The following is an 18,421-nucleotide window of genomic DNA, read 5'->3' as shown; positions in this document are numbered from 1 at the left end:
TGCGTTGGGCGCACCGCCGACATCACTGACCATCCATGTTCTCGCGGCGATTCACCGTGATGCTGGGTGTTTGTGAGGACCTCACGCAGCCTCGCCAGGGCTCGACAGCTGCGCGCCATCTCACGCTCCCGTAGCAGCTGCCGAGCGCAAGCGAGGCTGCGTTGGGCACACCGCCGATGTCACTGACCATCCATGTTCTCGCGGCGATTCACCGTGATGCTGGGTGTTTGTGAGGACCTCACGCAGCCTCGCCAAGGCTCGACAGCTGCGCCATCTCACGCTCCCGTAGCAGCTGCCGAGCGCAAGCGAGGCTGCGTTGGGCACATCGCCGACATCACTGACCATCCACGTTCTCGCGGCGATTCACCGTGATGCTGGGTATTTGTGAGGACCTCACGCAGCCTCGCCAGGGCTCGACAGCTGCGGATCTGGGCCGCGCGGGTGTTATGTCGGGAAAAGAGCGTTCAGCATAACCGAACGCTGGTTTATTGAAATGCAAATTCTCAGAACGGGCCGGCGCTTGCATGATCCGGGGCAGACACTCACTGCCCGAGGACCTGCACCTGATGAGCGCGACTGATTGGATCGGCCGAAGCGAGACCGCCCACGACCACCTGAGCCATAACCTGCTCAAACGCATTGCCGCCACCTTTGGCGAAGCCGTTCCCGAGCAGGGTGCGAACCTGCCGCCGCTGTGGCAGTGGTGCTTCTTCCAGGACCCGCTGCCGGAAAGCGCCCTGGGCGGCGACGGCCACCCGGCCCGTGGTGGGTTCCTGCCGCCGGCGGATAACCGCAACCGCATGTGGGCCGGTGGGCGTATCGAGTTTCTGCACCCGCTGCGTGCCGGCGAAGCGGCGACCCGCGTGTCGACCATTACCCAGGTCGAAGAAAAGACCGGCCGCAGCGGCTCACTGCTGTTTGTCACCGTGCGCCACGACTATGCCCAGGACGGTCGCCTGGCGATCCGTGAAGAACAGGACATCGTCTACCGCGAGCCCACGCCGCCCAAGCAGGGCAGCGGCGAGGCCCTCGCCCAGGGCGAGTGGTCCGAGGCGATCGAGCCCACGCCGACCCTGCTGTTTCGCTACAGCGCCGTGACCTTCAACGGTCACCGCATTCACTACGACTACCCCTATGTCACCGGCACCGAAGGCTACGCCGGGCTGGTGGTGCATGGCCCGCTGATCGCGACCTTGAGCCTGCGCGCGTTTTGCCGCGCCCATCCCGAAGCCAACGTGCGTCGTTTTGCTTATCGCGGCGTGCGCCCGTTGATTGCGCCGCAGCCGTTTGCAGTGGGCGGGCGCATCCGCGAAACCGGGGTGGCGGCGTTGTGGGCCGGGAATGCCGACGGCCTGGCGCAAACCGCTGAAGTGCATTTCGAATAATCCAAGAACAACAGGCGGAGAGCCGTTAGATGAACCCGAATGACAACGAAGAACTCAATGCCATCCGCGACGGCGTGCGCGCCTTGTGCGCCGAATTCGATGCGGCCTACTGGCGCAGGGTCGACGAGGAAAAAGGCTTCCCCGAAGCCTTCGTCAAGGCGTTGACCGAGGCCGGCTGGCTGTCGGCCATGATCCCCGAAGAGTACGGCGGCTCCGGCCTGGGCCTGGCCGAAGCCTCGGTGATCCTTGAGGAGGTCAACCGTTGCGGGGGCAACTCCGGCACCGTGCACGGCCAGATGTACAACATGTTTACCCTGTTGCGACACGGCAGCGAGGCGCAAAAACGCTTCTACCTGCCCAAGCTCGCCAGCGGCGAATTGCGCCTGCAATCCATGGCCGTCACCGAGCCCACCACCGGTACCGACACCACCAAGATCAAGACCACCGCGATCAAGCGTGGCGACAACTACGTGATCAACGGCCAGAAAGTCTGGATCTCGCGGGTGCAGCATTCCGACCTGATGATCCTGTTGGCGCGCACCACGCCATTGGCCGAGGTGAAGAAAAAGTCCGAAGGCATGTCGATCTTTTTGGTCGACCTGCGCGAGGCCATCGGCAACGGCCTGACCGTGCAACCCATCGCGAACATGGTCAACCACGAGACTAACGAGTTGTTCTTCGACAACCTTGAGCTACCCGCAGACAGCCTGATCGGCGAGGAGGGCAAGGGCTTCAGATACATCCTCGACGGCCTCAACGCCGAACGCACCCTGATCGCCGCCGAATGCATCGGCGACGGCCGCTGGTTTATCGAAAAGGCCAGCGCCTACGCCCGCGACCGCGTGGTGTTCGGCCGGCCCATCGGGCAGAACCAGGGCGTGCAGTTTCCGATTGCCGAAGCCCATATCGAGATCGAAGCGGCCGACCTGATGCGCTGGCGCGCCTGCAAGGAATACGACAGCGGTGTGAATGCCGGCGCCAGCGCGAACATGGCCAAGTACCTGGCAGCCAAGGCGTCCTGGGAAGCGGCCAATGCCTGCCTGCAAACCCACGGCGGCTTTGGCTTTGCCTGCGAGTACGACGTGGAGCGCAAATTCCGCGAGACGCGCCTGTACCAGGTGGCGCCGATCTCGACCAACCTGATCCTGTCCTACGTGGCCGAGCACCTGCTCGAACTGCCACGCAGCTTCTGAGGACCTGCGCATGAGCCATACCCAAGCCCTGTGTCGGTTCCTGGCCGAGATGACCTACGAGCAATTGCCCGAGCCCGTGCTGGCGCGCACCGAAGACCTGTTCCTGGATTGGCTGGCGTCCGCGTTGGCCAGCCAGGGCGCGCACCCGATCCCGTTGTTTGAACGCTATGCGCAAAAGATGGGGCCGAGCAGCGGCCCGGCGCAGGTGATCGTCAATGGCAGCGGCAGCAGCGCGTATTTCGCCGCGCTGGTCAACGGCGCCGCGTCCCATCTGGTGGAGCAGGATGACCTGCACAACAGCTCCGTGCTGCACCCGGCCACCGTGGTGTTTCCCGCCGCCTTGGCCGCCGCGCAAGACCTCGGTAAATCCGGCCGCGACGTGTTGCTGGCCTCGGTGGCCGGTTATGAAGCCGGGATCCGCATCGGCGAATTCATGGGCCGTTCCCACTACCGCATCTTCCACACCACGGCCACGGTGGGCACCCTGGCGGCAGCAGTGGCGGTGGGTAAATTGCTGGATTTCAATGAGGAACAGTTCATCAATCTGCTCGGCAGCGCCGGCACCCAGGCCGCCGGGTTGTGGGAGTTCCTGCGCGATGCCGCCGACTCCAAGCAACTGCACACGGCCAAGGCGGCCGCAGACGGTTTGCTCGCTGCCTACCTGACGGCGGATGGCCTGACCGGTGCGCGCAATATCCTCGAAGGCGACCAAGGGTTGGCGGCGGGCATGTCCACGGATGCCGAGCCGAGCAAGTTGTCGGCCGACCTGGGCAGCCGATGGGCGCTGCTGGAAACCTCGTTCAAGTTCCACGCCTCCTGCCGCCATACCCACCCGGCCGCCGATGCGTTGTTGCAGTTGATGCAACGCGAAGGCCTGCATGCCGACGATGTCGCGCGCGTGGAAACCCGCGTGCACCAAGGCGCCATCGACGTGCTGGGCCGCGTGGGCGTGCCTGCCAGCGTGCATCAGGCCAAGTTCTCCATGGGCACCGTACTGGGGTTGATCGCCGTCCATGGCAAGGCCGGGCTCACCGAGTTCCACGCACAGGCGTTGACCGATCCCGCCGTCGCCGCCTTTCGCGACAAGGTCAGCATGACCCTCGACCCCGAGGTCGATGGCGCCTACCCGCAGCGCTGGCTCGGCCGCGTCACTGTCACCACGGTTGACGGCCGCACGCTGCACGGCGCCATCGATGAACCCAAGGGCGACCCAGGCAACACCCTGAGCCGTGAAGAACTGGCGGATAAATTCCAGCGCCTCACCCAGTTCAGTCGCGCTCGCACACCGGCCCAGGCCGCCGCATTGATCGCCAAAGTCTGGAATTTGCGCAACGCCGCGTCCATGGCCCACTGGCTCTGAGGAACCATCATGACTCACCAACGACCGCTGGACGGCATCACTGTTGTCAGCCTGGAACACGCGATTGCCGCGCCATTTTGCACCCGTCAACTGGCCGACCTCGGCGCCCGTGTGATCAAGATCGAGCGCCCCGGTGCCGGTGACTTCGCCCGTGGCTACGACGAGCGCGTGCGTGGCCTGGCCTCGCATTTCGTGTGGACCAACCGCTCCAAGGAAAGCCTCACCCTGGACCTCAAGCAGGACGAAGCCGGCGCTATCCTCGACAGCCTGCTGGCGGATGCCGATGTGCTGGTGCAGAACCTTGCACCGGGCGCGGCGGCCCGCATGGGCCTGTCGTTCGAGGCGCTGCATGCACGGTTTCCACGGCTGATCGTCTGCGACATTTCCGGCTACGGCGAAGGCGGGCCCTACGAGAAAAAGAAAGCCTATGACCTGCTGATCCAGAGCGAGGGCGGCTTTCTGTCGGTGACCGGTGGCCCGGGTGACGACCAGATGGCCAAGGCCGGCTGCTCCATCGCTGACATCTCCGCCGGCATGTACGCCTACAGCGGCATCCTTTCGGCGCTGCTGCTGCGTGGCAAGACGGGGCAGGGCAGCCGCATCGACGTGAGCATGCTCGAAAGCCTGGTGGAGTGGATGGGCTACCCGATGTACTACGCGTTCGACGGTGCGCCTCCGCCCCCACGTGCCGGCGCGGCGCATTCGACGATCTACCCTTACGGGCCGTTTCCCACCGGCGACGGCGGCACGGTGATGCTCGGTTTGCAGAACGAGCGCGAATGGGCGGCGTTCTGCGACAAGGTGCTGCTCACGCCTGGGCTGGCGACGGATGAGCGCTTCAGCGCCAACTTCAAACGCTCGGCCAACCGCGAGGCGCTGCGCCAGATCATCGTCGACAGTTTTGCGCAGCTCGACGCCGAGGCTGTGATCCAGCGCCTGGAAGACGCGCAGATCGCCAGCGCGCGCGTCAACGATATGCAAGGCGTGTGGGACCACCCGCAACTCAAGGCCCGCGACAGTTGGCGTGAAGTGGCGAGCCCTGCCGGGCCGTTGCCGTCGCTGCTGCCACCGGCGCGCAATGCGGCGTTTACCCCGCGCATGGATGCCGTGCCGGCGCTGGGGCAGTACAGCCAGGGCATCCTCGATCAGCTCGGTTACTCCGTCGACGCCATCGACAGCCTGCGCGCGCGCGGCGTTATCTAATAAGGAAATCCGTTATGCCAAACTCTCTTGTGCGCTCTGCGCTGTTTGTTCCCGGCAGCCGACCGGAGCGATTTTCCAAGGCGCTCGCCAGTGGCGCCGACGCCGTGATCGTGGATTTTGAAGACGCGGTGGAAGAGCCGCTCAAGCGCCAGGCACGGGCTAACCTTGGGGCATTCCTGCAAAGTCACCCGCAGGCCGAGGTGTGGGTGCGCATCAACGCGCCGGAACATGCCGAGCATTTCGAAGATGTGGCGTTTTGCAAAGCCCACGCCAACGTGGCGGGTGTGCTGCTGCCGAAGGTGGAAAGCGCGGCCCAGGTCGCCGTGGTCGCCGCCGCCGGTAAAGTGATCTGGCCGATTATCGAAAGCGCACGCGGCTTGCTGGCGGTGGCTGAAATCGCCCATTCGCCGCAGGTCGAACGTTTGTCATTCGGCGGCCTGGACCTGGCGCTGGACCTTAACCTGAGCAGCAACTCCCCGGCCGCGCAGTTCGCCCTCGACCAGGCACGCCTGGCGCTGATCGTGCACTCCCGTGCCGCCGGCCTGGTGGCGCCCCTGGACGGCGTGCATCCGGCCATCGACGACCCCGAAGGCCTGCGCCGCTCGATCCGGCATGCCTATGAAATGGGCTTTGCCGGCGCGTTGTGTATCCATCCCAAGCAGGTGGCGGTGATCCATGAAGCGTTGGCACCCAGCGCCGCGGACCTGGCCTGGGCCCGGCGGGTGGTGGACGCCGGGGCGCATGGGGCAGGGGCTTACCAGATTGATGGGCAGATGGTGGATGCGCCGGTGCTGTTGCGGGCGCAGCGGCTGCTCGCACAGTTATAGCTGACGAAACCGAATCAAATGTGGGAGGGGGATCTCCATTTTTCTTGAGGTTGGTGTTCGGCCTGGCCGAACGCAGGTATCAAAAATTCGAAATTCACTACACGCGTCATATCAGGCACCTTGCCCTACAACACAACAATAAGAAGGTGATTTTCCATGCTCAAGCTTTCTCGGGCGCTGTTCTGCGCCGCCACCTTGTTTGCCGCAGGCCTGGCCCAGGCGGCGGACCCGATCGTGATCAAGTTCGCCCACGTGGTCGCTGAAAACACCCCCAAGGGCCAGGGCGCGTTGCTGTTCAAGAAGCTTGCCGAAGAGCGCTTGCCAGGCAAGGTCAAGGTCGAGGTGTACCCCAACTCGTCACTGTTCGGCGACGGTAAGGAAATGGAAGCCCTGCTGCTGGGCGACGTGCAGATGCTCGCACCGTCCCTGGCCAAGTTCGAGCAATACACCAAGCAAGTGCAGATCTATGACCTGCCGTTCCTGTTCAACGACCTGGCCGCCGTCGACCGCTTCCAGGCCGCCGAGGGCAAGCAACTGCTGACCTCGATGCAGAACAAGAACATCCTCGGCCTGGCCTATTGGCACAACGGCCTCAAGCAACTCTCCGCCAATAAGGCGCTGCATGAACCCAAGGACGCCCGTGGCCTTAAGTTCCGCGTGCAGGCCTCCAGCGTGCTGGAAGAGCAGTTCAAGGCGATCCGCGCCAACCCGCGCAAGATGAGCTTTGCCGAGGTGTACCAGGGCTTGCAGACCGGCACCGTGAATGGCACCGAGAACACCTGGTCGAACTACGAAAGCCAGAAGGTCAACGAGGTTCAGAAGTACTTCACCGAGTCCAACCATGGCTTGATCGACTACATGGTGATCACCAATGCTACGTTCTGGAACGGCCTGCCGCCGGACATCCGCAGCACCCTGGAGCAGGTCATGGCCGAGGTCACCGTCGAGGTAAACAAACAGGCCGAAGCGCTGAACCAGTCGGCCAGGCAGAAGATCATCGACGCCAAGACCAGCGAAATCATCGAGCTGACCCCCGAGCAACGCCAGTTGTGGCGTGAAGCGATGCGCCCCGTGTGGCAGAAGTTCGAAGGCGAGATCGGGGCCGACCTGATCAAGGCGGCGGATGCCTCCAACCAGTAATGCCGGTTTCCACCCTGACATCTCATTTTGCTTTCGCGAGGTTTTGCCATGCAAACGCTAAGGCGCGTCTGGGAGCACCTGGAGGAAGGCTTTATTGCCTTCCTGCTAGCCGCCATGACCCTGGTGACATTCGTCTACGTCATGCTCAACAACATCTACACGCTGTTCTTTGCCCTGTCTGACAAGTGGGCGTGGAGCAGCACGTTCTTCGGCGCCCTGGGCGACCACACCATGACCTGGGCCCAGGACATGACCTGGAGCGTGGCGCTGACCAAGGCCATGTTCGGCTGGCTGATTTTCTTCGGCATTTCCTATGGCGTGCGCACCGCCGGCCACCTGGGGGTGGACGCGCTGGTCAAGCTGACCCCGCGCCCGGTGCAGCGCGTGCTGGGTATGCTCGCCTGCCTGTGCTGCCTGGCCTATGCCGGGTTGTTCATGGTCGCCAGCTACAAGTGGGTCAGTGCGGTGATGACCGCCCATATCGGCGCCGAAGACCTCGACCAGTTCGGTATCGACGTGGGTGACATCGTGGTCATCGTGCCCATCGGTTTTGCCCTGGTGTTTATCCGCTACCTGGAAATTTTCTACCGCCTCTTTACCCGCCGTCAGGTTGGGTTGGGGCTGGCCGACGAGGCCGGTGAGGCCAGCAAGTTGGCCGGCAGCCATGAGGAGCGTCACTGATGGCCGTGCTCTATCTGTTCCTGCTGTTGTTCGTGTTCATGTTCCTGGGCGTGCCGATCGCCATTGCGCTGGGTTTGTCGGGGGCGGTATCGATCCTGATGTTCAGCCCGGACTCGGTCAGCTCCCTGGCGATCAAGCTGTTCGAAACCTCCGACGCCTACACCTTCCTGGCGATCCCGTTCTTCCTGCTCTCCGGTGCGTTCATGACCACCGGCGGCGTGGCGCAGCGGCTGATCGACTTTGCCAACGCCTGTGTCGGGCATATCCGTGGCGGCCTGGCGATTGCGGCGGTGCTGGCGTGCATGCTGTTTGCGGCGCTGTCCGGCTCATCCCCGGCAACGGTGGCGGCGGTGGGTTCGATTGCCGTGGCGGGCATGGTGCGTTCCGGTTACCCGAAGGAATTCGGCGCGGGGATCATCTGCAACGCCGGCACCCTGGGCATCCTGATTCCACCGTCGATCGTGATGGTGGTGTACTCGGCGGCGACGGAAACCTCGGTGGGCAAGCTGTTCATGGCCGGGGTGATTCCGGGCTTGCTGCTGGGCCTGATGCTGATGGTCGCGATCTACATTGTCGCGCGCATCAAGAAGCTGCCGGCCCAGCCACGGGCGACGTTTGGTGAATGGCTGACCTGCGCGCGCCGCGCGTTCTGGGGCCTGTTGCTGCTGGTGATCATCCTCGGCGGCATCTACAGCGGCATGTTTACCCCCACCGAAGCGGCGGCGGTGGCGGCGGTGTACTCGGCGTTCGTGGCGTTATTCGTCTACAAGGACATGAAGCTGCGCGACTGCCCCAAGGTGCTGCTGGAGTCCGGGCGCCTGGCGATCATGCTGATGTTTATCATCGCCAATGCCATGCTCTTCGCCCATGTGCTGACCACCGAGCAGATCCCCCAGGAAATCACCGCGTGGGTGCTGTCCGAGGGGCTCACGCCGATTGGCTTTTTGATCATGGTCAACGTGGTGCTGCTGATCGCCGGCAGCTTCATGGAGCCTTCGGCCATCGTGCTGATCCTGGCGCCGATCTTCTTCCCGATCGCCATGAAACTCGGCATCGACCCGATTCACCTGGGCATCGTGATGGTGGTCAACATGGAAATCGGCCTGGTGCACCCACCGGTGGGGCTGAACCTGTTCGTGACCTCGGCGGTGACTGGGTTGACACTGGGGCAGACCATCCGAGCGGCGTTGCCGTGGCTGATGATCCTGTTGGTGTTCCTGATCATGGTCACGTACTTGCCGTTTATCTCGCTGGCCTTGCCGCACTGGTTGGGGATGTAGCGCGGGTCAACAGGGGGGAGGGGCAAGTCGAATCGTCGCACCGCCCCTCCCACAGTTAGTGGTCCATCGCACTCAAGATCCCATGGGCGACTTTTACCCGTTCGGCATTCGGGTAGTTCTTGTTCGCCAATATCACCACGCCCAAACCCTTGCTCGGCACATACGCCACGTAGGCGCCAAACCCGTTGGTGGAACCGGTCTTGTTCACCAGGGTGTCGGCGTGAGGTGCTTGCGATGGCGTCAGCCAGTCGACCTTGTGCGGCTCCATTGCCATGGGTGTGGAGTTGCCGGCAATCAACGCATCGAGCTGGATGGGGTAGGGGTACATTTCCCAACCCAGGCCTTGGGTCATGCCGTCCACGCTGTAGTAACCCGTGTGAGTGACGGTAATCGCCTGCTGCAAGGTTTTATCCAGATTCGCCGGGTGCATGTTCACGTCAACGTACTTCAGCAAGTCCGCAGCGCTGGTCTTGATGCCGTAGGCTTCGCTGTCCATGGCGCCGGGGCCGACGCGCACCGGTTTGCCATCTTTGCCATAGCCTTGGGCGTACAGGCTCATCTGGCTCTGCGGCACCTTGACGAAGGTGTGCTTGAGCCCGAGTGCGGGTAACAGGGTTTTCTCCATCACCTGATCGAACGGCTGCTTCAGGCTCTGCGCCGCCAGGTAGCCGAACAACCCCAGGCTCGGGTTGGAATACAGGCGCCGGGTGCCAGGGGCGAAGTCGGGTTTCCAGTGCTGGAAGTAGCTGATCATGCGCTGGCTGTTATCCGCCTGGGCGGGGAACTGCAGGGGCAAGCCGCCGGCGGTGTAGGTGCCGAGGTTGAGCACGCTGATGTGGTCGAACTTGCCGCCGCCCAGTGCCGGCAGATAGCGGCTGGCCGGGTCCGAGAGCGTCAGTTTGCCGCTGGCTACCGCGTAACCGGCGAGGGTCGCGGTGAAGGTTTTGCTCACCGAACCGACTTCGAACAGGGTATTTTCGCTGACCGGCTGGCGGGTGTCGGTGGCCGCGACGCCGTAGTTAAAGTATTGCGCCTTGCCGTCCCGTACCACGCCGACCACCAGGCCGTTAATCGACTGCTGCTGCATCAGTGGTTTGACGTTGGCATCGACCACCGCCTGCAGGTCGGTGGCGGCCAGGCAGTTGCCAGCGGCGATAAACACCGCGAGGGCGGTGAAATTACGCACGCCAGACACTAAATGTTGGGGCATGATAACGCTTCCATGAGAATGATCGATTGAATGAAGAGCCTGCGCGGGCGAGGCAAATGTAGGCAGTTCGCCGGCCCTGGGCAAACGATGATATCTCGCACCAGCCATTAGAAAATCTGGGGTCAGCATGCTCCGCTCCCATTTACCTCTCAATGCCTTGCGCGCCTTCGAGGCATCTGCCCGGCATTTGAGCTTTACCCGCGCCGCCATCGAGTTGTGCGTGACCCAGGCGGCGGTCAGCCATCAGGTCAAAAGCCTGGAGGCGCAACTCACTGTCACCTTGTTCAAGCGCCTGCCGCGCGGGCTGATGCTCACCCGCGAAGGCGAAACCCTGCTGCCGGTAGTCCGCGAATCGTTCGACCGCATTGCGCATACCCTAGGCCAGTTCGAGGGCGGGCATTACCGCGAGGTGCTGACTGTGGGGGCGGTCGGCACCTTTGCCGTCGGCTGGCTGCTGCCACGTCTGCCGGACTTCCAAAGCCGCTATCCGTTCATCGACCTGCGTCTGTCCACCCACAACAACCGCGTCGACGTGGCTGCCGAAGGCCTGGATTACGCGATCCGTTTTGGTGCCGGCGCCTGGCACGGCACGGAGGCCGTTGAATTACTGGAGTCGCCGCTCACGGTACTGTGCGTGCCATCACTCGCCGAACAGTTGCACGCGCCGGCCGACCTGTTGAAACACACGCTGCTGCGCTCCTACCGCGCCGATGAGTGGAACCTGTGGTTCCAGGCTGCCGGGCTGCCCGCCGACACCCTGGTGCCGCGCAGCATCGTGTTCGACTCGTCGCTGGCGATGATGGAAGCGGCGCTGCAAGGCAGCGGTGTCGCGCTGGCGCCAGCGCTGATGTTTTCGCGGCAACTGGAAAGTGATGTGATTCGCCAGCCATTCGACGTCGGCATCACCACTGGCAGCTACTGGCTGACGCGCTTGCAGTCGCGGGCCGAGACCTCGGCGATGCTGGTGTTCAAGGACTGGTTGCTGGGGGAGGGTGGGAGTGTCTGAGTTTTCTTGGAGCATAAAGAAACATTAAGGTAGTGATGGTCGATGTGGGAGGGGCGGTGCGACGATTCGACTTGCCCCCGATAGCGGCGGGTCAGTTACCTCAATTGTTGCTGATACACCGCAATCGGGGGCAAGCCCCCTCCCACATTTGGACTGCACTCAGGCCAGGTATTTACGGAACCAACCGAGTGTCCTTTCCCACGCCAGATTCGCCGCCGCCTCGTCATAACGCGGTGTCGAATCATTGTGAAAACCATGGTTGGCGCCCTTGTAGATATACGCTTCATAGGTCGTGCCGGCAGCCTTCAGGGCCTTTTCATACGCCGGCCAACCCTCGTTGATCCGCGTATCCAGCTCGCCGAAATGCAGCATGATCGGCGCCTTGATGCGCGGTACGTCCTTGGCTTCCGGCTGGCGCCCGTAGAACGACACCGCCGCGCCCAGTTCCGGGTAAGCCACCGCCGCCGCATTGGTCACGCCGCCGCCATAGCAGAAGCCGGTGATGCCGACCTTGCCGGTGCTGCTGTCGTGGTGCATCAGCCATTCGATGGCGGCGAAGAAGTCGTTCATCAGCTTGGTCGGGTCGACTGTCTGTTGCAGCGCCACGCCTTTTTCATCGTTGCCGGGATAGCCGCCCACCGAGGTCAGGCCGTCCGGCGCGAGGGCGATAAACCCGGCTTTGGCCAGGCGCCGCGCGACGTCCTCGATATAGGGGTTGAGGCCACGGTTTTCGTGGACCACCACCACCGCAGGCAGCTTGCCGGCGGCCTTGGCCGGGCGCACCAGGTAGCCACGCACCGTGCCGTTGCCCTTGGGCGACGGGTAGGTGATGTAGTCAGCGACGATGTCCGGGTCGGTGAATTTCACCTGTTCGGCCAGGGCATAGTTGGGGCTCAGGGCCGCCAGCAGGGCGGAGGCGGTGAGGCCGCCAAAGGTGAACAGCGCCGCGCGGTCGAGAAATTCGCGGCGGTTGAGCTTGCCGTGCGCATAGCCGTCATAGAGTTCCAGCAGTTCGGGGGCAAAGTCTTTCGCGGTGAGACGAGTCATCGGTTCGGTCCTCGATTAGCGGTGCCAGTCAATGTAGACCAGGATCAGCCTTCACGGCCATGGGCGGCCGCAGCCAGTTCGCGGGTGTCGACGCGCACGAACAGCGAATCGCCGATGGCCGTGAGCACCTCGCCGGCGTACACCTCGCAGACCACGCGGCTTTTGCGGCCCACTTCGCCTTCGACCCGAGCGCGCAAAGTGAGGGGCACGCCCATCGGCGTGGGCTTGATAAATTTGATGCCCAGGTTGCCGGTGACGCAGTCGATGCGCGGCAGGCTGCCGGGTTCGCGCTGTTCGGCACGGTAATGGTAGGCCATGGCGGTCCAGTTGGAGTGGCAGTCCACCAGCATCGCGATCAAGCCGCCGTAGACCAGATCGGGCCAGCCGCTGTATTTTGCCTCGGGGTGATGTTCGGCGACGACATGCACACCATCGGCATCCCAGCGGCTCTTGATGTGCAAGCCATGGGGGTTGCTGCCGCCGCAACCGTAGCAGATGCCTTCCGGCGCGGTGAGGTCCTGTAGAGAAGGGGTGGGCATGCAGCATCCTTATTGTTGTGAGCGACTATTCTGTTTAGCAGGACAGGCACCTGATGGGAATACATCCATTCTTTTGCGGAGCGTGGCATGAAGCGTCGAATTCTGCCGTTGGCCCTTGTCCTTGGATTGATCGGCTGCGCCCAGGCGGCCGAATACACGGACGTCAACCGCACCGCCAGCCAGATCAGTTTTACCTATAAGCAGTTGGGGCAGCGGGTGTATGGCACCTTCGGCGACTTCGAAGGCACGCTGAGCTTTGACACGCAAAAGCCCGAGACCGGACACGCCTTGCTCAAGATCCAGCTGGCGAGTATCGATGCCGGCAGCCCCGATGCGAACAACGAGCTGCAACGGGCCTCGTGGTTCGATACCGCGAGCTATCCGGTGGGCGTGTATGAGTCCACCGGTGTCACGGCCTTGGGGGATAACCGCTTCAACATCAGCGGCAACCTGACGATCAAGGGCACCACGCGCCCGGTGGCGCTCAGCGTGGTGCTCAAGGAGCTGGATGGCATCGGCGTGTTCGACGGTGAGTTCATCCTCAAGCGCGGCGACTTCAAGATCGGCGAAGGCGAGTGGGCCGGCAACAGCGTGGTCTCCGACGACATCAACATCAAGTTCAAGATGGTCGCGCCGCAGCGTTAGCGTGCGAACCGCTTGGCCCCGGCCACGCAGCCGATCACCGCGACCGTCACCAGCAGCATGCCCAGGCTCACCTGTTCATGCAGCAAGCCCGCTGCCAGCGCCAGGCCGAAGAACGGTTGCAGCAGTTGCAACTGGCCGACGGCGGCAATGCCACCCTGGGCCAGGCCGCGATACCAGAACACAAAACCGATCAGCATGCTGAACAGCGATACATAGCCCAGGCTCAACCAGGCCGGCAGGCTGATGCCGCTGAAGCCAGGCGGCGCCAGGAGCAGGCTCAGCGGCACCACCACCGGCAACGACACCACCAGCGCCCAGCAGATCACCTGCCAGCCGCCCAGGCTGCGCGACAGTTTGGCGCCTTCGGCATACCCCAGTCCGCACACCAGTACCGCCAACAGCATCAGCACGTCACCCGCAGGCGCGGCGCTCAAGCCTTGGGCAAAGGCGTAACCCATCACCAGCAGACTGCCGAGGATCGAAAACAGCCAGAACACCGGGCGCGGGCGCTCGCCGCCGCGCAGTATGCCAAACACAGCGGTCGCCAGCGGCAGCAGGCCGATGAACACGATGGAGTGCGCGGAGGTTACGTATTGCAGCGCCAGCGCAGTGAGCAGGGGGAAACCGATCACCACGCCAAGGGCGACGATGGCCAGGGGCATCCATTGAGGGCGCGCGGGGCGTTTTTCCTTGAACAGCCACAGCAAGGCCAGCCCCAGTAGGCCGGCAATGGCGGCGCGGATCAGGGTGAGGAACACCGGGTCGAATTCCATCACCGCCAGGCGCGTGGCCGGCAACGAGCCGCTGAAAATCACCACGCCGATAAAGCCGTTGATCCAGCCTTGGGTACGGGTGTCCAGGGTACTGAGGGGAGAGGTACGGTCCATGAGCGGTGCCCGAGAAGGATGAGTTGCGTGGCAGGCATCCTAGGGTCGAAGATAAAGACAATCAAAAAATTGTCATGGATACATCGCTTATGCCGCGCGCGCGTTACAAGTCGTTGGTCGATCGCTTCGCCGAGGCCATTCGCTCAGGCAGCCTGCCACCCGGCACGCGGCTGCCGACCCATCGCCAATTGGCCGCCGAGCATGGCCTGGCGCTGGTCACCGCCAGCCGGGTATACGCCGAGCTGGAGGCCATGGGCCTGGTCAGTGGCGAGACCGGTCGAGGCACCTTTGTGCGCGAAATCTCGCTGCCGCCGGGGCAGGGCAGCGGGCAGATGAGCGTGGCGGCGGGCGTGCTGGACTTGAATTTCAACTACCCGTCCTTGCCGGGCCAGGCCGACTTGCTGCGCACCGCATTGCGCCAGTTGGCGCTGTCCGGCGACCTCGAAGCACTGCTGCGTTACCAGCCCCACGCCGGTCGCCTGCATGAGCGCGCCGCCGTCGCGCGGCATCTGTTGAGTCGAGGGCTGACGGTGGAGGCCGAACAGGTGTTGGTGGTCAGCGGCGCCCAGCACGGGTTGGCCGTGACGATGATGGCCTTGCTCAAGCCCGGTGATGTGATCGCCGTCGACGCCTTGACGTATTCGGGGTTCAAGGTGCTGGCCGAGACGCTGCACCTGGAGATCGTCGCCGTCCCGGTCACCGCCGACGGCCCGGACCTGGACTACCTGCAAAACCTGTGTCGCAAGCGCCCGGTGCGTGCTGTGTACAGCATGCCGACCTTGCATAACCCGTTGGGCTGGGTGATGAGCCTGGCGCAGCGTGAGCAGTTGGTGGCGATTGCCCGTCAGCACAACCTGATGATCATCGAGGACGCGGCCTACGCGTTCCTGGCCGAGGACGTGCCGCTGCCCGTGGCGAGATTGGCACCGGAGCGCACGGTCTACGTGGGCGGGCTGTCCAAAAGTGTCGCGACCGGCCTGCGTGTGGGATTTATCGCCGCCCCTTTGGCTTGGGTCAAAGCACTGGAGCGCACCATCATGGCCACTACCTGGAACGTACCGGGGGTGATGAGCGCGATTGCGGTTGCCTGGATCGAGGATGGCACGGTGGCGCAACTTGAAGCCCAAAAGCGCCAGGATGCGCGGGCGCGGCAAGCCTTGGCGGCGCAGGTGTTGAAGGGGGTGGCCTACACCAGCCACCCGTCATCGTATTTCTTGTGGTTGCCCCTGGCGGAAGAGGCCCGCGCCGATCAAGTCGCCATGACCCTGCAGCGCGACGGCATTTCCGTCTCCACCGCCGAGCCCTTCGCCGTTTCGGCCCACGTACCCCACGCGTTGCGACTGGCCTTGGGGTCGGTGGACATGCCGGCGCTGCGCGAGGCGTTAGTGAAGGTGCGCAAGGTGGTGCAGTGGTGAGCCCGATGGCTCACCGCTAGCCATCAGAATTTAAACGCCTGGCGGCCGATCAGCAGCCAGTGGCCTTTTTGCTTCTGCCAGATCTGGAAGTTCTCGATTTCGGTCGGCACTTCTTTGCCACTGTTCACCGCCAGGGCGGAGAAGTGGTTGCGCACCAGGGCGGTGTCGCCGCTCAAGGTGATGGTCTGCTTCTGCATTTCGAGGGTCTTGAAACCACTGCGCCCGGTCTCGATATCGGCGATGAATTCCTGCTTGTTCTGGATCTTGCCGCTGGAGTGGCCGTAGGTGAGGTTCTCGGCGGTCAGGCTCTGGAGCTGCTTGAGGTCTTTATGCAGCATGGCCTGGGTGAGGTGGTCGACCGCTTGGGCGACATCTTTGTCGGCGGCAGGGGCAGCGGCCACATACCCGCTGAACAGGCAGAGAAAACCGATCAGCACTTTGACGTTTTGCATGGGTGTTTCCTTATTGTTGTTGGGGAGGTGTACGGGCAACATGTTACTAGGCATGTCATCGTACAACATTGCAATAGTCAGAAGGCTTTTGGAAAGTAAAATTTAGACTATTTGCGCATTGCCTTGCTTTGTATGGGATTCGCGACGCTTTCAATCTTGTACGATGTCTCATCACAGGTTAAAACTAGTCTCCCGTCTAACAATAAAATAACGGAGATACCCATGGATTTTCCCCCTTCGCCTGCCCGCTCCGAACACAGCCGCCGAGTCTTTCTCAAGCGCTCCCTGGCGGTTTCCGCGTCGGTGGCGGTGCTGGGCAACCTGCCTCGCCTGGCAGACGCGGCCGAGCCGTTGAGCCAGCGTTATCCAGACCCGCTGATCAAGGTGCTCGACGACAGTTTTCTCGAACTGCGTCTGTTCAATGCCAGCGTTGAGCGCCTGGCGACCGGCTTGCGCTGGGCCGAAGGACCGGTGTGGATCGGCGATGGCCGCTACCTGCTGCTCAGTGATATTCCCAACAACCGCATCGTGCGCTGGGACGAAGTGACCGACAGCCTGTCGGTGTACCGCGAAAACGCCAATTTTTCCAACGGCATGTGCCGCGATCGCCAGGGCCGTCTGTTGGTGTGCGAAGGGTCGACCACCTCTGGCCAGGGGCGGCGTATCACGCGCACCGAACACAACGGCAGCCTTACCGTGCTGGCGGACAGCTTTGACGGCAAGCCCTTCAACTCGCCCAACGACATCGTGTGCAAGCGCGATGGATCGGTGTGGTTCAGCGACCCGCCATTCCAGACCGGCAACAACTACGAAGGCCACAAGATCACCCCCACCCAGCCCCATGGCGTGTATCGCATCGACGCTGACAGCGGCAAGGTCACGCGGGTGATCGACGACCTCAACGGTCCCAACGGCCTGTGCTTTTCGCCGGATGAAAAGACCCTCTACGTGGTGGAAGGACGCGCCAAGCCCAACCGGCTGATCTGGGCCATTGACGTCAAGGACGACGGCACCCTCGGCGAGCGGCGCAAGCATATCGAAGGCCTGGAATACGCCGCGCTGGACGGCATCAAGTGCGACGAGAGTGGCAATCTCTGGTGTGGCTGGGGCGGCAATGGCGACCCCAAGGCCGACCTGGAAAAGCTCGACGGCGTGCGCGTGTTCAACCCTCAGGGCAAGGCCATCGGGCATATCTCGCTGCCGGAACGCTGCCCCAACCTGTGCTTTGGGGGGCGCGAAGGCAACCGCCTGTTCATGGCCGGCAGCCATTCGATCTACGCGTTGTTCGTCAATACGCGAGGTGCGGATTTCGCCTGATAGGCGCTGAAAAAAGCCATTGTCAGCGCCGCTTGGCCGGCGTTCACAGTGGCTATTTAGCGCTATGCTGCGTGCTCCTGAAACATCAGAGCGTTACGCAAATGGACTTCGATTGGCACAGCGCCCCCATCACCCGCAGCACGCCTGTCACTTCACACTACAAAAACACCCAGAACGTACGCCGTTTCATGCGTGAGCACTGCGGCACGGAGTTCAAGTTCGACCGGCCCTTCATGGCTTGGATCCGCAGCACCACGCCCAAGACGATGGGTGACGTGGTGGATGAGTGGCAGCGTCGCAACGAGGACTCACGCCCATGACACCGGATGAAAAATACCAGGCCGTGCAACAACGCCTCGGCTATCAATTGGATGAATTCAAAGTCGGCGGCGACTACACGCCGCTGGTGCGCGACGGCAACCACCTGTACATCAGCGGGCAGATCCCGCGCGTCGGCGACACGATCATGCTGCCGGGTAAAGTCGGTGACACCTTGACCCTGGCCCAGGCACAAATCGCCGCCGGCATCACAGTGGGGGTGATGCAGTTGCCGAAGTCGGCGGCGGTGGAGATCGACATGATCGCGGTGGCCCACGGTTGAACCGTCGATGATCAGTCAAGGCGTGGTGGTGTTGCTCAATATGCGTCATGGCGTGTTGGCGGCGACGGGCTGCCATGGCACGGCAATCCTGCTGATTGCCGTGCCCTATATGGCCTGACTTGAAATGCGGTTAGAACTGTGGGAGGGGGCTTGCTCCCGATTGCAGTGGGTCAGCCACGGATGCATCAACTGACACTCCCTCATCGGGACATAGGTATCTACACAACTTTGGC

The 18,421-nt window shown here is 62.9% G+C and carries 19 protein-coding genes; 14 read left to right on the top strand and 5 right to left on the bottom strand.

Annotated features, from left to right (window positions below):
• The first annotated feature begins 566 nt into the window (after positions 1–566).
• The 8 genes from FIV39_RS22150 (at position 567) to dctM (ending at position 9,069) form a co-directional block, all read left to right on the top strand.
• The gene (locus FIV39_RS22150; RefSeq protein WP_090403521.1) at positions 567–1,385 is read left to right on the top strand and encodes an FAS1-like dehydratase domain-containing protein; all 819 of its coding nucleotides are present in this window, start codon (positions 567–569) and stop codon (positions 1,383–1,385) included.
• 29 nt (positions 1,386–1,414) lie between these two features.
• Complete coding sequence (locus tag FIV39_RS22145; RefSeq protein WP_090403523.1) at positions 1,415–2,578, top strand: acyl-CoA dehydrogenase family protein; 1,164 nt, start codon at positions 1,415–1,417, stop codon at positions 2,576–2,578.
• Positions 2,579–2,588: 10 nt separating this feature from the next.
• Positions 2,589–3,938 carry an MmgE/PrpD family protein gene (locus FIV39_RS22140; RefSeq protein WP_090403525.1) on the top strand — a complete coding sequence of 450 codons (1,350 nt, stop codon included), beginning with the start codon at positions 2,589–2,591 and terminating at the stop codon, positions 3,936–3,938.
• 9 nt (positions 3,939–3,947) lie between these two features.
• A complete protein-coding gene (locus FIV39_RS22135; protein ID WP_146371608.1) occupies positions 3,948–5,141 on the top strand; it encodes a CaiB/BaiF CoA transferase family protein in 1,194 nt (397 codons plus the stop codon).
• Between the two features lie 14 nt (positions 5,142–5,155).
• The gene (locus FIV39_RS22130; protein ID WP_090403529.1) at positions 5,156–5,968 is read left to right on the top strand and encodes an HpcH/HpaI aldolase/citrate lyase family protein; all 813 of its coding nucleotides are present in this window, start codon (positions 5,156–5,158) and stop codon (positions 5,966–5,968) included.
• A gap of 156 nt (positions 5,969–6,124) precedes the next feature.
• Positions 6,125–7,108 (top strand): TRAP transporter substrate-binding protein, encoded by a 984-nt coding sequence (locus FIV39_RS22125; RefSeq protein WP_090403531.1) that lies wholly within the window; start codon positions 6,125–6,127, stop codon positions 7,106–7,108.
• 48 nt (positions 7,109–7,156) lie between these two features.
• A complete protein-coding gene (locus tag FIV39_RS22120) occupies positions 7,157–7,789 on the top strand; it encodes a TRAP transporter small permease (RefSeq protein WP_090403532.1) in 633 nt (210 codons plus the stop codon).
• A complete protein-coding gene (gene dctM, locus FIV39_RS22115; protein ID WP_090403534.1) occupies positions 7,789–9,069 on the top strand; it encodes a C4-dicarboxylate TRAP transporter large permease protein DctM in 1,281 nt (426 codons plus the stop codon). The genes FIV39_RS22120 and dctM overlap by 1 nt, the downstream gene beginning before the upstream one ends.
• Before the next feature lie 55 nt (positions 9,070–9,124).
• Here the strand turns inward: dctM and ampC are convergent, their stop codons facing one another.
• A complete protein-coding gene (gene ampC / locus FIV39_RS22110; RefSeq protein WP_090403536.1) occupies positions 9,125–10,279 on the bottom strand; it encodes a class C beta-lactamase in 1,155 nt (384 codons plus the stop codon).
• Positions 10,280–10,406: 127 nt separating this feature from the next.
• Between ampC and FIV39_RS22105 the strand changes: the two genes are divergently transcribed.
• On the top strand, positions 10,407–11,285 hold the full coding sequence (locus FIV39_RS22105; RefSeq protein WP_090403538.1) for a LysR family transcriptional regulator: 879 nt from the start codon (positions 10,407–10,409) through the stop codon (positions 11,283–11,285).
• A gap of 159 nt (positions 11,286–11,444) precedes the next feature.
• Here FIV39_RS22105 and yghX read toward each other — a convergent pair whose 3' ends face one another.
• Together yghX and FIV39_RS22095 are read right to left on the bottom strand one after the other, a co-directional pair.
• Positions 11,445–12,332, bottom strand: coding sequence for a YghX family hydrolase (gene yghX / locus FIV39_RS22100; RefSeq protein ID WP_090403540.1), 888 nt, complete (start codon positions 12,330–12,332; stop codon positions 11,445–11,447).
• A 44-nt stretch (positions 12,333–12,376) separates the two neighbouring features.
• Positions 12,377–12,871, bottom strand: a complete 495-nt coding sequence (locus FIV39_RS22095; protein ID WP_090403542.1) for a PaaI family thioesterase — start codon at positions 12,869–12,871, stop codon at positions 12,377–12,379.
• An 87-nt stretch (positions 12,872–12,958) separates the two neighbouring features.
• On the opposite strand from FIV39_RS22095, the gene FIV39_RS22090 reads away from it, so the two are divergent.
• Positions 12,959–13,516, top strand: coding sequence for a YceI family protein (locus tag FIV39_RS22090; RefSeq protein ID WP_090403544.1), 558 nt, complete (start codon positions 12,959–12,961; stop codon positions 13,514–13,516).
• Here FIV39_RS22090 and FIV39_RS22085 read toward each other — a convergent pair.
• Positions 13,513–14,403: a DMT family transporter gene (locus FIV39_RS22085; protein WP_090403546.1), complete on the bottom strand. Its 891-nt coding sequence runs from the start codon at positions 14,401–14,403 to the stop codon at positions 13,513–13,515. The two genes, FIV39_RS22090 and FIV39_RS22085, sit on opposite strands and share 4 nt — an antisense overlap.
• An 89-nt stretch (positions 14,404–14,492) precedes the next feature.
• Here FIV39_RS22085 and FIV39_RS22080 point away from each other — a divergent pair, with 89 nt between their 5' ends.
• Positions 14,493–15,818 (top strand): aminotransferase-like domain-containing protein, encoded by a 1,326-nt coding sequence (locus FIV39_RS22080; RefSeq protein ID WP_090403548.1) that lies wholly within the window; start codon positions 14,493–14,495, stop codon positions 15,816–15,818.
• A 23-nt stretch (positions 15,819–15,841) separates the two neighbouring features.
• Here FIV39_RS22080 and FIV39_RS22075 read toward each other — a convergent pair whose 3' ends face one another.
• The gene (locus tag FIV39_RS22075) at positions 15,842–16,270 is read right to left on the bottom strand and encodes a nuclear transport factor 2 family protein (RefSeq protein WP_024075865.1); all 429 of its coding nucleotides are present in this window, start codon (positions 16,268–16,270) and stop codon (positions 15,842–15,844) included.
• Between the two features lie 222 nt (positions 16,271–16,492).
• On the opposite strand from FIV39_RS22075, the gene FIV39_RS22070 reads away from it, so the two are divergent.
• From FIV39_RS22070 to FIV39_RS22060, 3 genes are all read left to right on the top strand, one after another.
• Positions 16,493–17,587: an SMP-30/gluconolactonase/LRE family protein gene (locus FIV39_RS22070; protein ID WP_090403549.1), complete on the top strand. Its 1,095-nt coding sequence runs from the start codon at positions 16,493–16,495 to the stop codon at positions 17,585–17,587.
• Positions 17,588–17,688: 101 nt separating this feature from the next.
• A complete protein-coding gene (locus FIV39_RS22065) occupies positions 17,689–17,907 on the top strand; it encodes a DUF6434 domain-containing protein (RefSeq protein ID WP_090403551.1) in 219 nt (72 codons plus the stop codon).
• Positions 17,904–18,188, top strand: coding sequence for a RidA family protein (locus FIV39_RS22060; protein WP_090403554.1), 285 nt, complete (start codon positions 17,904–17,906; stop codon positions 18,186–18,188). The genes FIV39_RS22065 and FIV39_RS22060 overlap by 4 nt, the downstream gene beginning before the upstream one ends.
• Positions 18,189–18,421: the final 233 nt, after the last annotated feature.

The sequence above is a fragment of the Pseudomonas grimontii genome (assembly GCF_007858185.1).
Classification (GTDB): domain Bacteria; phylum Pseudomonadota; class Gammaproteobacteria; order Pseudomonadales; family Pseudomonadaceae; genus Aquipseudomonas; species Aquipseudomonas grimontii.
Note: the sequence above shows the minus strand (reverse complement) of the source record. Positions and strands in the feature narration are given on the sequence as shown.

Coding starts and splice junctions, on each gene's coding strand:
- FIV39_RS22150 (WP_090403521.1), top strand. CDS start 567: ATGAGCGCGACTGATTGGATCGGCCGAAGCGAGACCGCCCACGACCAC.
- FIV39_RS22145 (WP_090403523.1), top strand. CDS start 1,415: ATGAACCCGAATGACAACGAAGAACTCAATGCCATCCGCGACGGCGTG.
- FIV39_RS22140 (WP_090403525.1), top strand. CDS start 2,589: ATGAGCCATACCCAAGCCCTGTGTCGGTTCCTGGCCGAGATGACCTAC.
- FIV39_RS22135 (WP_146371608.1), top strand. CDS start 3,948: ATGACTCACCAACGACCGCTGGACGGCATCACTGTTGTCAGCCTGGAA.
- FIV39_RS22130 (WP_090403529.1), top strand. CDS start 5,156: ATGCCAAACTCTCTTGTGCGCTCTGCGCTGTTTGTTCCCGGCAGCCGA.
- FIV39_RS22125 (WP_090403531.1), top strand. CDS start 6,125: ATGCTCAAGCTTTCTCGGGCGCTGTTCTGCGCCGCCACCTTGTTTGCC.
- FIV39_RS22120 (WP_090403532.1), top strand. CDS start 7,157: ATGCAAACGCTAAGGCGCGTCTGGGAGCACCTGGAGGAAGGCTTTATT.
- dctM (WP_090403534.1), top strand. CDS start 7,789: ATGGCCGTGCTCTATCTGTTCCTGCTGTTGTTCGTGTTCATGTTCCTG.
- ampC (WP_090403536.1), bottom strand. CDS start 10,279: ATGCCCCAACATTTAGTGTCTGGCGTGCGTAATTTCACCGCCCTCGCG.
- FIV39_RS22105 (WP_090403538.1), top strand. CDS start 10,407: ATGCTCCGCTCCCATTTACCTCTCAATGCCTTGCGCGCCTTCGAGGCA.
- yghX (WP_090403540.1), bottom strand. CDS start 12,332: ATGACTCGTCTCACCGCGAAAGACTTTGCCCCCGAACTGCTGGAACTC.
- FIV39_RS22095 (WP_090403542.1), bottom strand. CDS start 12,871: ATGCCCACCCCTTCTCTACAGGACCTCACCGCGCCGGAAGGCATCTGC.
- FIV39_RS22090 (WP_090403544.1), top strand. CDS start 12,959: ATGAAGCGTCGAATTCTGCCGTTGGCCCTTGTCCTTGGATTGATCGGC.
- FIV39_RS22085 (WP_090403546.1), bottom strand. CDS start 14,403: ATGGACCGTACCTCTCCCCTCAGTACCCTGGACACCCGTACCCAAGGC.
- FIV39_RS22080 (WP_090403548.1), top strand. CDS start 14,493: ATGCCGCGCGCGCGTTACAAGTCGTTGGTCGATCGCTTCGCCGAGGCC.
- FIV39_RS22075 (WP_024075865.1), bottom strand. CDS start 16,270: ATGCAAAACGTCAAAGTGCTGATCGGTTTTCTCTGCCTGTTCAGCGGG.
- FIV39_RS22070 (WP_090403549.1), top strand. CDS start 16,493: ATGGATTTTCCCCCTTCGCCTGCCCGCTCCGAACACAGCCGCCGAGTC.
- FIV39_RS22065 (WP_090403551.1), top strand. CDS start 17,689: ATGGACTTCGATTGGCACAGCGCCCCCATCACCCGCAGCACGCCTGTC.
- FIV39_RS22060 (WP_090403554.1), top strand. CDS start 17,904: ATGACACCGGATGAAAAATACCAGGCCGTGCAACAACGCCTCGGCTAT.